General features: G+C 62.8%; 8 protein-coding genes and 1 pseudogene. 7 read left to right on the forward strand and 2 right to left on the reverse strand.

What is annotated here, in order from left to right; genetic code table 11:
- Positions 1-2,063 (reverse strand): annotated as a pseudogene (locus EOB36_RS21330) (peptidoglycan-binding protein); the annotation flags it as partial.
- A 488-nt stretch (positions 2,064-2,551) separates the two neighbouring features.
- Between EOB36_RS21330 and EOB36_RS21335 the strand changes: the two are divergent.
- The 7 genes from EOB36_RS21335 (at position 2,552) to EOB36_RS21365 (ending at position 11,416) form a co-directional block, all read left to right on the forward strand.
- Positions 2,552-3,013, forward strand: coding sequence for a MerR family DNA-binding transcriptional regulator (locus tag EOB36_RS21335; RefSeq protein WP_128285630.1), 462 nt, complete (start codon positions 2,552-2,554; stop codon positions 3,011-3,013).
- A 302-nt stretch (positions 3,014-3,315) separates the two neighbouring features.
- A complete protein-coding gene (locus EOB36_RS21340) occupies positions 3,316-5,112 on the forward strand; it encodes an acyl-CoA dehydrogenase (protein WP_128285627.1) in 1,797 nt (598 codons plus the stop codon).
- Between the two features lie 54 nt (positions 5,113-5,166).
- A complete protein-coding gene (locus tag EOB36_RS21345) occupies positions 5,167-6,339 on the forward strand; it encodes an acyl-CoA dehydrogenase family protein (protein WP_095487967.1) in 1,173 nt (390 codons plus the stop codon).
- 32 nt (positions 6,340-6,371) lie between these two features.
- Positions 6,372-7,580, forward strand: coding sequence for an acetyl-CoA C-acetyltransferase (locus EOB36_RS21350; RefSeq protein WP_127203564.1), 1,209 nt, complete (start codon positions 6,372-6,374; stop codon positions 7,578-7,580).
- 12 nt (positions 7,581-7,592) lie between these two features.
- Positions 7,593-9,812, forward strand: coding sequence for a 3-hydroxyacyl-CoA dehydrogenase NAD-binding domain-containing protein (locus EOB36_RS21355; RefSeq protein WP_127203565.1), 2,220 nt, complete (start codon positions 7,593-7,595; stop codon positions 9,810-9,812).
- Positions 9,813-9,895: 83 nt separating this feature from the next.
- Complete coding sequence (locus EOB36_RS21360) at positions 9,896-10,546, forward strand: helix-turn-helix transcriptional regulator (RefSeq protein ID WP_126103710.1); 651 nt, start codon at positions 9,896-9,898, stop codon at positions 10,544-10,546.
- A 9-nt stretch (positions 10,547-10,555) separates the two neighbouring features.
- The gene (locus EOB36_RS21365; RefSeq protein WP_127203566.1) at positions 10,556-11,416 is read left to right on the forward strand and encodes a thermonuclease family protein; all 861 of its coding nucleotides are present in this window, start codon (positions 10,556-10,558) and stop codon (positions 11,414-11,416) included.
- Here the strand turns inward: EOB36_RS21365 and EOB36_RS21370 are convergent.
- Positions 11,379-13,028: a lysine--tRNA ligase gene (locus EOB36_RS21370; RefSeq protein WP_095488080.1), complete on the reverse strand. Its 1,650-nt coding sequence runs from the start codon at positions 13,026-13,028 to the stop codon at positions 11,379-11,381. The two genes, EOB36_RS21365 and EOB36_RS21370, sit on opposite strands and share 38 nt — an antisense overlap.
- Between the last annotated feature and the right edge of the window lie 88 nt (positions 13,029-13,116).

Raw genomic sequence — 13,116 nt, forward strand, 5'->3', positions numbered from 1 at the left:
TTGCGCATGATGGCAGGTGCACGGCTGTCGAGGTCGGCCATGTCCCCGGTCAGCGGCAATGGCTGGTCGATGTCCATGGACGGCGCGTCCCGAACGGCCATCTTTGACGATCGCGCGCCGCGCCAGCTGTCCGGTTCGACCGGTTTCGTGCTGAGAAGTTCGCTCACCGCGTCGGTCGGCTCGCCGGTCTCCAGTGAGCCCAGTCGGTCGACGATCTTGAGCAGCGTGTCGTGGATGGCCTCGAAGGTCCTCGAATTGCGCTCGTCGGAACGGCGCGTCAGTGCTTCGAGCGTCTTCAGATCCTGGGCGAGGCCAGAAACGGCCGCCGTATTGGCACTGGAGTCGGCAAGCGAACGGACAGCGCTCTCGGCTGCCTCGCGCGCCGCGCTAAGGATGGAATCGCGGGTTCCAGCCAGCGACTTCTCGATTTCGTTGAGACGCGGGCTGATGTCTTCGAATTCCGGCAATGGCGTGCCGGGCTTCGAAAGATGCGCCGACAGACCCGCGACCTGCGCTTCCAGGCTGCGGATCAGGGCCGGGTCGATGCCAGCGACTTGTGCCGCGGATGAATCCAGCCGGCTTGAAATGTCTTCGAGGCGGCTTTCCAGGCCACGGATCGCCGCTTCGCCTGCGGAATCGGGAACACGCGTCTCCATGCGTTTGGCCAGCGCGCTGAAGCGGGCGTCGATGGCATCCATGATGCCGGCCCCATCGATCTGCGGCATGCGCTGGTCCAGCCTGTCGGCGACTTCGTCCAGCCGGCGCTCGAGATCGCGAAACAGCATGTTGCCTTGTTCGATCGCGTCTCCCTGGCGGCGCTCCATCATGCCGGACAGCACGTCGAAACGCTGTTCCAGGCCCTGGAAGATGTAATCGGCGTCCGGCATGGCAGCCGTCCTGTCGATCTTCTCGGCAATGAGCGCGATCTGCTTGTCGAGGCGCTCCATCGCCTGCTCCGGCAGATTGGCCCGGCCGGCAAGATCGTCGACCCGGCTCGACAGCATGTTGAGGCGGTCGATGACCTCGCCACTGGGGTGCACCTGCGTGACTTCCTCGATCTGCTGGGCAAGCGAGGCGATCCGCTTCTCGATGCGCTCGAAGGGCTCGGGGTCGAATGAATTGGCCTGCGCGGCGACGGTTGAGGCAACGATAGCGCGGGAAATCTCATCCAGCCGCTCGTCGATCATACCGAATGTGCCGCTGCCGCGATTGTCCTGCTGCCTGGCGAAATGATCGACGGCGCCGGCAAGCGTGCGGACCTTCTCTTCAAGCGACCGCAGCGACAGCGATTCCGGCAAATTGTTGACGGCATTGCTGATCTGTTCGAGCCGGTCGGTCAGCATTGAAAGACCGGGTGCGTCCGACCGCTTGCGCTGATCGGCATCGACACGATCCTCGAACGCGGTCCAGCGGCGGTCGAAATCGTCCCAGCGGCGGCCGACCGCCTGCACGCTCTCCTCGCGCGCCAGCGTGTCGAGCGCGGCCTTGACCTGCTCCAGCTCGAGCCGGAGCATGTTGACGCTTCTGTCGTCGCTCTTTTCGGCCAGGGTCTGGATGGCGCCGGAAAGCCGTTCGAACTCGACGCCGAGTTCGGCGCTGCCTTTGCCGGAGCCCCCCGGCTGAGCGCTTGCTTGGAAAGCCCGCTCGATGTCCTTGCGCAGCGCTTCGAATTCGCGCTGCAGGCCGGCGGTCATCTGGTGGCGCAGTTCCTCGCGCAGGCCGCGCAATTCGCCGGCGATCTTGCCGACCACGGCGACGCCGTCTTCTTGGCCGCGCACGCGGTCGATGTCGCGGGCGATCGCGTGGTAATTCTGGTCGAAGGCAGCCGGTGCTTGGCTTTTCGGCGGCTGCGCGGGGCGCGGATCATCATAAGGCCGGGCGCTGGCATAGCGCGGCTCCGCGCTCGGCCGGCGAGGATCGGGACGCTCGCTCATGTCCTCGCGCGTCCGCTCCAGCCGCTGCTCCAGCGTTTCCAAGGAACGGTTGAGCTGTTCAAGCGTGGTGTGCGGCCTGCGCTGCCTGCCGGCGTTGAGTGTATCGAGATAGGACCGCTTGCTGTTCATCGATGCGCCCGTTCAGAATTACTGGTCCGTCTAATTGCTGGCCTATGACCAGTTTCCCAAGTCTGCCGGAAACGAAGGCGGCCGCGCGGCTCTGCTGCGGTGGAAGACGAGCTTCCCGGGTTTCACCCGCGCTCCGAAAAACCGTGAAAAATTCGCTACAGGATAAACACGGGTAACCGACATGCGCACATTTCGCCCAACGTGGTAAACAACGCGTTAATCAAGCTTAAGAAGTTGCAACGTTGTGTTGGCGGGCCGCCTAAAGCCGGAGTGATGCTCTGGCGGATGCGGCAAAAAGTTCCTCCCGCACAACGCCCTTGCTTCGTGAGGCGGCTATCGGTATAGAATTGACGTAAACGTAAAGGTGCACAGACCGTGCCGTTTGCGATTTGTTTGTTGAAACCACGACTGGAAGCACGCCCCCGCTTCCACTCAGGCGACGCTTGGTCCGGGACCGCGGCGCCACCAGATGGGGAAAGCCAGTGACCATGAAACTTGTTTCGCCCGGCGAAGCCGCGGCCAATACCAATGACATGTCTGACAAAGCCGGTGAGGATCTTGTCCGCATCGGCGAGATGGCCAAGAAATACGGAGTAACGTTGCGCACGTTACGTTTCTACGAGGACAAGGGCCTTCTCAATCCGCAGCGCGACGGCTCGACCCGTCTCTACACGCGCCGCGACAAGGCGCGGCTGACGCTGATCCTGCTCGGCCGCAAGGTCGGGTTCTCACTGCGCGACGTCAAGCAAATGATGGACCTCTACGACCCGACCGGCTCCAACACCAAGCAGTTGCGGCTGGCGCTCGACAAGTCGGAGAAGCAGCTTGCCCGTCTGCAGAAGCAGCGGGCGCTGATCGATGATGCCATCAACGAGTTGAGCAACTCGATGGCGGCGGTGCGCCAGATGCTGAGCGAACGTTCGGCGCCGCAGGCCAGCGTCGCCGGGTAATTCGGCCTCACCGGCTTCCGGTGAGCCGCCCTTCTGAGAATGAAAGCCGCGTGGCCTTGGCCGCGCGGCTCTTTCCGTTGTCTTCCGGCTGCGGCGGGAAGAAGACATTTCAATCTGTTCCGCACTGGCTTCAACGGCATAGCGCCCCTAACCTCACGGGAGGGAAAATTTGTCGTATCAAAAAATTGACGTTTACGCAAACGTCAACTTTTGCTATCTCGATCTGAACGTTGGTCCGATGCTGTCCCTGACTTCATTTTGGGGCTTGATTTCGGGACCAAGCCGCATGGTGGAGGAAGAGCATGCCGATCTACAGGGCGCCGGTCCAGGACACGCTGTTTGTGCTGAACGAGGTACTGGGCTACCAACGCTATTCCAATCTTCCCGGATTTTCTGACGCGACGCCGGATGTGGTTGAGGCCATCCTCACCGAGGGCGCCAAGCTCGCCGAAAACGTCATGCAGCCACTGAACCGCGTCGGCGACGTGGAAGGTTGCGTGCGCTATGACGATGGCTCGGTGACGACGCCGAAAGGCTTCAAGGAGGCCTTCGACCAGTATCGCGAAGGCGGCTGGATGGGGTTGGCGGCACCCGTCGAATTTGGTGGCCAGGGTCTGCCTTACGCGGTGCATACCGCTGTTTCCGAATATATGGTTTCGGCCAACATGTCGCTGATGATGTATCCGGGCCTGACGCAGGGCGCGATCGCGGCGATCATCACCCATGGCACCGACGAGCAGAAGGCGACATGGCTGCCGAAGCTGGTCGAGGGCACCTGGACCGGCACCATGAACCTGACCGAGCCGCATTGCGGCACCGATCTCGGCCTGTTGCGCACCAAGGCGGTTCCCAACGGCGACGGCAGCTACAGGATTTCAGGCCAGAAGATCTTCATCTCGGCCGGCGAGCACGACATGTCGGACAACATCGTCCACCTCGTGCTGGCCCGCATCGAGGGCGCGCCGGAAGGCGTGAAAGGCATCTCGCTGTTCATCGTGCCGAAGCTCAAGCTCGATGCGTCAGGCAATCCGGGTGAGAAGAACACCGTCTCTTGCGGCTCGATCGAGGAGAAGATGGGCATTCATGGCAATTCGACCTGCGTCATGAACTATGACGAGGCGCAAGGCGTGTTGCTCGGCGAGGCCAATGGCGGGCTGAAGGCCATGTTCACGATGATGAACGAGGCCCGGCTCGGCGTCGGCCTGCAGGGGCTTTCGCTGTCGGAGGTCGCCTACCAGAACGCTGTGTCCTATGCCAAGGATCGCCTGCAGGGCCGCTCGCTGTCCGGGCCGAAGGCGCCGGACAAGAAGGCCGATCCGATCATCGTCCATCCTGACATCCGCCGCAGCCTGATGACCATGAAAGCCTTCAACGAAGCCGGTCGCGCGCTGGCGCTGTGGACGGCGATCAAGTCGGACATCGCCCACCGCTCCGACGACGACAAGGACCGCCAGGCTGCCGACGACTACACCGGCCTGATGACGCCGGTGGTCAAGGGCGTGCTCACCGACAAGGGCTTCGACCACGCGGTGATGGCGCAGCAAGTGTTCGGCGGCCATGGCTATATCGAAGAGCACGGCATGAGCCAGTTCGTGCGCGATGCCCGCATCGCCATGATTTACGAGGGCGCCAACGGCATCCAGGCGCTCGACCTCGTCGGCCGCAAGCTGGCCTTGAATGGCGGCCGCGCGGTACAGGCCTTCTTCAAGGAGGTCGGCGAGTTCTGCGAGGAGAATCGCACAGATGAGAAGATGGCGCCTTTCACCAAGGCGCTGAAGAAGGGCGACAACGATCTGCAGGCGGCGACGATGTGGCTGATGCAGAACGGCATGGCCAGGCCCGACAACGCCGGTGCCGCCTCGACCGACTACATGCATCTCTTCGGCCTCGTGGCGCTGGGCTACATGTGGGCGCAGATGGCGAAGGCCGCCGGCGCGAAGCTGGCGAACGGCGCCAACGGTGCTTCGTCTTTCTACGACAGCAAGCTGGTGACGGCGCGCTTCTTCATGGAGCGGATCATGCCGGAGACGTCGGCGCACCTCGCTCGCATCTCCAGCGGCGCCGAGACATTGATGGCACTGCCGGCGGAAGCGTTCTAAGCTCGACAGCGTCGGCACAGCCGACCTTTGACCTGTCGATACGCGGAGGAAATCGTGGCGACAAATCCTGCCGAAATCCTCGGCCTCCCTAAACCCGCCTGGGCGGCGGATGAGGTCGGCATGCTCTACGACATGGCGCACCGTTTCATGTCGGAAGAGATCGCGCCGCGCTATGACGAGTTCGAGAAGAACGAGATGGTCGACCGCGAGTGCTGGCTGAAGGCAGGCGCGGCCGGTCTGCTCTGTGCCTCGATGCCGGAGGAATATAGCGGTTCGGGCGGGACATTCGCGCATGAGAGCGCCATCATCGAGGCGATCGGCCATGTCGGCGTCGACGGTTTCGGCATCGGCCTGCACAATTCGATCGTCGCCCCTTACATCCTCCACTACGGCTCGGAGGAGCAGAAGAAGAAGTGGCTGCCGAAACTGGCGACCGGCGAGTTGATCGGCGCCATCGCCATGACCGAGCCCGGCGCTGGCTCCGACCTGCAAGGCGTCAAGACGCGTGCCGAGAAGGATGGCAACCATTACAAGGTCAACGGCTCGAAGACCTTCATCACCAATGGCCAGCTCGCCAACTTCATCATCGTCGTCACCAAGACCGATCCGGAGAAGGGCGCTAAGGGCACTTCGCTGATCGTTGTCGAGACCGACGAGGTGGAAGGGTTCGAGCGCGGCCGCAACCTCGACAAGATCGGTTTGAAGGCCAACGACACGTCGGAACTGTTCTTCAACGATATGCGCGTGCCGACCTCAAATCTGCTCGGCCACGAGGAAGGCCAAGGCTTCGTCCAACTGATGCAGCAATTGCCGCAGGAGCGGCTGCAGATCGGCACCGGCGCCATCGCCATGGTCGAGCGGGCGCTGGCGCTGACAATCGACTACGTCAAGGAGCGCAAGGCCTTCGGCAAGGCGATCATCGATTTCCAGAACACCCAGTTCAAGCTGGCCGAACTGAAGACCGAGGCGACCATCGGCCGCGTCTTCTACAATGACTGCGTCGCTCGCCACATCAATGGCGGCCTCGACCCGGTGACGGCCTCAATGGCCAAATACTGGCTGTCCGACTTGCAAGGAAAAGTCGTCGACGAATGCCTTCAATTGCATGGCGGCTATGGCTACATGAACGAATACCCGATCGCCCGCATGTTCCGCGACGCCCGCGTTCAGCGCATCTACGGCGGCACCAACGAGATCATGAAATTGCTGATCGGGCGCTCTCTCTGAGCGACTTTTCAGCAAACCCAAGGAGCAGGAAAATGGCCGAAGCTTATGTCTATGACGCCGTGCGCACGCCGCGCGGCAGGGGCAAGAAGGATGGCTCGCTGCACGAAGTGCCGGCGGTGCGGCTCGGCGCCAAGGTGCTCGAGGCGATCCGTGACCGCAATGGACTGGACACCGGCACCGTCGACGACATCATCTTCGGCTGCGTCGATCCGGTCGGCGAGGCGGGTTCTGTCATTCCGCGTGCCGCAGCCTTCGAAGCCGGCTATGCGACCACGGCGCCCGGCATGCAGATCTCGCGCTTCTGCGCCTCGGGCCTGGACGCCATCAACTTCGGCGCCGCCAAGATCGCACAAGGCGCCGATGAGATCGTCATCGCCGGCGGCGTCGAATCGATGTCGCGCGTCGGCATGGGCGCATCCGGCGGCGCCTGGTTCATGGACCCTTCGGTTGGCCTGCCGGGCTGGTTCGTTCCGCAAGGCATCTCGGCCGATCTGATCGCCACCAAATACGGCTTTTCGCGTGATGACGTCGACGCCTATGCGGTCGAGAGCCAGAAGCGTGCCGCCAAAGCCTGGGGCGAAGGCCGCTTCAAGAATTCGGTGATCTCGATCAAAGACCAGAACGGGCTGACCATCCTCGACCATGACGAGCATATGCGGCCTTCGACCGACATGCAGTCGCTGGCGGCACTCAACCCGTCCTTCGTCATGCCCGGCGAAATGGGCGGCTTCGATGCCGTCGCGGTGCAGAAGCATCCCGAGGTGGAAGAGGTCAACCACGTCCACCACGCCGGCAATTCGTCCGGCATCGTCGACGGCGCGGCGGCCGTTCTGCTCGGCTCGAAGAAGGCCGGAAAGACGCTCGGCCTGAAGCCGCGCGCACGCATTCGTGCATTCGCCAATATCGGCTCGGAACCGGTGCTGATGCTGACCGGTCCGGTCGACGTGACCGAAAAACTGCTGAAGCGCGCCAAAATGAAGCTGTCGGACATCGATCTGTTCGAGCTTAACGAGGCTTTCGCCTCAGTGGTGCTGCGCTACATGCAGGCGTTCGACATTTCGCACGACAGGATCAACGTCAATGGCGGCGCCATCGCCATGGGCCATCCGCTCGGCGCCACAGGCGCGATGATCTTCGGCACCGTACTGGACGAACTGGAGCGCCGGAACCTGAACACCGCGCTGGTGACGCTTTGCATCGGCGCAGGCATGGGCACCGCAACGATCATCGAACGCGTCTGACGGGAGAGACCGATGAGCTACACCAATTTCACCCTCGACATCGACGCAGACGGCATCGCGCTGATCACCTGGGATATGCCCGACCGCTCAATGAACGTCTTCACCGAAGAGGCGATGCTGGAACTGAACGCCATCGTCGACAAGGTGGCGAGCGATGCGGCGATAAAGGGGGCGGTCATCACCTCCGGCAAAGACACGTTTTCCGGCGGCGCCGATATCACCATGCTGCAGAAGATGCTGACGACCTTCGCCGCCGAAAAGGGCAAGGACGTCGAAAAGGCGACCAAGGCGCTGTTCGACAATGCCGGCTACATGACCGGCCTGTTCCGCAAGCTGGAGACTTCGGGCAAGCCGTGGGTTTCGGCGATCAACGGCACCTGCATGGGCGGCGCATTCGAATTGTCTCTCGCTTGCCATGGCCGTGTCGCGGCCGATTCCGACAAGGTGAGGATGGCGCTCCCCGAAGTGAAGATCGGCATCTTCCCGGGTGCCGGCGGCACCCAGCGCGTGCCGCGGCTGACCGACCAGCAGCAGGCGCTGCAGATGCTCACTTCCGGCCAGACGCTGTCGCCCCAGAAGGCCAAGTCGATGGGCCTGATCCACGAGATCGCCGAGCCGCAAAAGCTGGTTGAGACCGCCAAGGCCATGATCAAAAATGGCTTGAAGCCGGTGGCGCCGTGGGACGAGAAGGGCTTCAAGCTGCCTGGCGGCCCGATCTATTCGGTGGCTGGAGCCAATCTGTGGCCGCCGGCAATCGCCATCCTGCGTCGCGAGACCTATGGCAATTATCCTGCCGCCGCGGCCATTCTGAAATGTGTCTATGAAGGCCTGCTGGTGCCGTTCGACACCGCCTTGCGCATCGAGCAGCGCTATTTCACCGAGATCATGCAGACTAAGGAAGCTGCGGCGATGATCCGCTCGCTGTTCGTCTCGCTGCAGGAGCTGAACAAGGGTGCCCGCCGCCCGGCCGATGTGCCGGAAACCAAATTCAAGAAGATCGGCGTGCTCGGCGCTGGTTTCATGGGCGCCGGCATCGCCTATGTCACCGCCAAGGCCGGCATTCCGGTGGTGCTGCTCGACCGCGACATGGAAGCGGCCGCCAAGGGCAAGGCGCATTCAGACAGCCTGATCTCGGATCAGGTCAGGAAGGGCCGCGCCAAGCCAGAGGACAAGGACAGACTGCTGTCGCTGATCACGCCGACGGCGGATTATGCCGACCTCGCCGGCTGCGATCTGATCGTGGAAGCGGTGTTCGAGGATTCGGGCGTCAAGAAGGACGCCACCGAAAAGGCGGAGGCCGTGCTGAAGCCGTCGGCGGTCTTCGCGTCGAATACGTCCACCATCCCGATCACCTCGCTGGCGAAGAATTCGGCGCGGCCGAAGAATTTCATCGGCATCCATTTCTTCTCGCCGGTCGACAAGATGATGCTGGTCGAGATCATTTTGGGCAAGAAGACGGGCGACAAGGCACTGGCCACCGCGATCGACTTCGTCCGCGCCATCAAGAAGACGCCGATCGTCGTCAATGACACACGCGGCTTCTACGTCAACCGCTGCGTGCTGCGCTATATGTCGGAAGCCTACAAGATGCTGATCGAAGGCGTCCCGGCGCCGATGATCGAGAATGCGGCGAAGGCCGCCGGCATGCCGGTCGGCCCTTTGGCGCTCACGGACGAAACGGCGATCGATCTCGCGCAGAAGATCATGAAGCAGACCATGCGCGATCTCGGCGAAAAGGCGGTCGATCCGAAGCAGATGGCGCTGATCAACACGCTGGTCGATACGCATGGCCGCTTCGGCCGCAAGAACGGCAAGGGTTTTTACGACTATCCGCAAAAGCCAGCCAAGAAGAAGCTGTGGCCTGGTCTCAGGGATCTCTACCCGCAGCTTGCGCCGGAAAAGGTCGACTATGAGGAGCTGAAGCAGCGGCTGCTGGTCACCATCGCGCTGGAAGCGGCACGGGTGATGGAGGAGGGCATCGTCACCGATCCGCGCGAAGCAGATGTCGGCTCGATCCTCGCCTTCGGCTTCGCGCCTTTCACCGGCGGCGTGCTGTCCTACATCGACGGCATCGGTGCCAAGAAATTCGTCAAGATCGCCAAGGGTCTGCAGAAGAAATACGGAGCCGAGTTCAAAGCGCCCAAGCTCCTGCTCGACATGGCGGAGAAGGGCGAGACCTTCTACCAGCGCTTCGATCCCTACGCGAAAGGCGAGGTGAAGAAGGCAGCCTGACGCCGCCTTCGGTGGTGGACAAAATCACGGCCACCGGTTAGAACGAGGAAGGTATTTTTTCCTGTTCTGAAGGAGAGCAAAACGTGCTCTCGCATGATCGCGTATGGGCCGCCATCGACGCTCTCGCCGAGCGCTATTCGCTTTCGGCCTCGGGGCTGGCGAAGCGCGCGGGCCTCGATTCGACCGCCTTCAACAAGTCGAAGCGGCTGTCCTCAGACGGGCGGCCGCGCTGGCCGTCGACCGAATCGCTGGCCAAGATCATCGAGGCGACGGGCGCCTCGCTCGACGAATTTACGGGACTGGTCGAAGGGCGGGACAAGCTCGGTCCCGGATCCCTGCCCGCGCAGAGGTCTTCCGTGCCGCTGCTCGGCTTCGCCCAGGCCGGCGCCGGCGGCTTCTTCGACGATGCCGGCTTTCCGGCGGGGCAGGGCTGGGACTTGATCGAGCTTCCGGCACAGGCGACCGAAACCTCCTATGCGCTGCAGGTTCAGGGCGATTCCATGCTGCCGCTCTACCGCAATGGCGACGTGCTGATCGTCGAGCCGGGCGCTGCCACCCGCAAGGGCGACCGGGTCGTCGTCAAGACCAATGCCGGCGAGGTGATGGCCAAGGTGCTGGACCGTCAGACGGCGAAGTCGATCATGCTGGTCTCGCTCAATCCCGATCACCCGGACCGCGACATCCCCATGCGCGATGTCGAATGGGTGGCGCGGATTGTCTGGGCAAGCCAGTAGGGGCCGCCGGTGCGTCCGCTTCATGCAGCCGCCGCGGTGTTGACGATTTTGGTGATGGGGGCCGCGATCGTCGCCGGCGGCCGCGCCGTGCTGCATGACGAAAGCGTCCGTGTCGCAGCTCGGGCGCAGGCCGGCATGGCGGCGCAATCCGAAGCGCCTGCTACATCAGCGATTCCGCGACCCAAGGTGGCAAGGCCGGAGGCGCATTCCAGGGCCATCGATCCCGAGGTCATCGCGCCGCCGCAGCTTCAGTCCGAAGAGCTTGAACGGGTCGAGCCGCGCGCGCCGTTGAGCGAGCTGGCGCTGGCCGGACCGCCCAAGCCGCCCAAAACGAAAATGCCCGACGACTGGAACGGGACAAAACTGTTCCAGCCGGTTGCGCCAGCCGCAGGGGTGATCGAGGCCAAGGGCTACTCGGTCGCGATTTCCGGTATCGACATCGTCAGGCAGGACGAAACTTGCACCGACGGCGGCAAGCCCTGGACGTGCGGCACCCGGGCGCGAACGGCGTTCCGTGCTTTCCTGCGCGGCCGGGCGGTGGTCTGCACGGTGCCGCCCGAGGGCGGCCGCGACCTGGTCGCCGCCGAATGCCGCGTCGGCAACCAGGATGTCGGCCAGTGGTTGATCGAAAACGGCTGGGCACGCGCCACCAAGAACGGCCCTTACGCCGAGGCCGGCGACAAGGCGCGTACGGCGAGAAAGGGCATTTTCGGGCCGGCGCCCAGTCTCTCCGGCCTGCCTCCGGCACTAGCCCCTGTCGCTGCCGCATCGCAACCGACACAGCCGATTCTCGATCCGTCGGCGACGGCTACGCCGCCAACCGAGACGACGGCTACGCCACCAACTGACCAGCCAACGCCTTCTGAATGAGCGCGCGGGTCTCTGCGATGCCATAGAGCGCGGCGAACGAACCGAAGCGCGGGCCGCGCTCCTGTCCGATCAGCACCTGGTAGATCATCTGGAAGAAGGCGACGGAGACGCCCGGCCCGCCTTCCGGACTCTGCTTCGAATGGTCCTGATAGCGCTCGACCTTGCGCGCGACGTTGAGGGCGGCATTCTGGATCACCTCGCCATCGGCGTCTGGCGGCAACGCGGCGAGCGCTTCGGAGAGTTTCGTCAGCGCCTCGCGCTCGACCCCGTCGGCGGCCCGGTACACCTTGGCCGGCTTCACGAAATCGTCGAAATAGCGGATCGCATATTCAGCCAGCCGGTCGAGCTCGGGATGGGTCGTCGGCGTCACACCCGATGTGTGGCGCGAAATGAACCCCCACAGCACGTCCCTGTTCTGGGCGTTCGAGGCGCTGACCAGATTCAGCAGCAACGCGAACGACACCGGCAGGTCGACGACAGGCGGGTTACCGTCATGCATATGCCAGACGGGATTTCCCAGCCGCTCCTTCCACTCCTGCCGGCGATAGGCGGACAGAAAGGCGTAATACTCATCCACCGCCTTCGGAATGACGTCGAAATAGAGCTTCTTGGCCTGCCGCGGCCGCTGGTACATGTACAGCCCGAGGCTTTCGGTCGGTGCATAGGTCAGCCATTCGTCTATGGTCAGTCCGTTGCCCTTCGACTTTGAAATTTTCTGGCCGTTCTCGTCCAGGAACAGTTCATAGACGAAATGCTCCGGCGCCCGCCCACCTAGGATGTTGCAGATACGGTCGTAGATCACCGCATTCGTCTGGTGGTCCTTGCCGAACATTTCGAAATCGACGCCGAGCGCCGCCCAACGCATGCCGAAATCGGGCTTCCATTGCAGCTTCACCTTGCCGCCAGTTATGGGAAGTGTTGTCTCGGTGCCGTCATCGTCGAAGGTGATGGTGCCGGCCTTGGCGTCGACATGCTTCATGGGAACGTAAAGCACGCGGCCGCTCTTGGGGGAAATCGGCAAGAACGGACTGTAGGTCGCCTGGCGCTCTTCGCCGAGCGTCGGCAGCATCACGTCCATAATTTTGTCAAAACGTTCGGCAGCGCGCAGCAGAACTTCGTCGAAACGGCCAGCCTTGTAGTATTCCGTCGCGCTGGCGAACTCGTAGTCGAAGCCGAACGTGTCCAGGAAGCGGCAAAGCATTGCGTTGTTGTGGTCTGCGAAGCTCGCATAGTCGCCGCCGAAAGGATTGGGGACGGACGACAGCGGCTTGTGCAGGTGCGGCTCGAGTGCGGCGCGATCCGGGACGTTGTCCGGAATCTTGCGCATACCGTCCATGTCGTCGGAAAAGCACAAGATCTTGGTCTTGACCGTGTCTCCGGTAAGCACACGGAAAGCGTGGCGCACCATCGAGGTGCGTGCGACCTCGCCGAAAGTGCCGATGTGGGGCAGCCCCGACGGACCGTAGCCGGTCTCAAACAGGACGGTCTCGGGAAAGTCAGTGCCTTTGTAGCGCTCGACGATCTTCCTGGCTTCCTCGAACGGCCAGGCCTTGCTTTCACCCGCCGCCGCAAGCACCTCGGGATTGAGATCGATGATGTTTGATCCCGCCATGTCACTGTTTTCCAAATCATTCGCCGGCATCGCCGCAGAAGGGGGCCGGAAGAGGTTTTTTCAACCGGTCTCTAGGCGTGCCTGCCGT

The organism is Mesorhizobium sp. M6A.T.Cr.TU.017.01.1.1, assembly GCF_004023115.1.
Classification (GTDB): Bacteria; Pseudomonadota; Alphaproteobacteria; order Rhizobiales; family Rhizobiaceae; genus Mesorhizobium; species Mesorhizobium mediterraneum.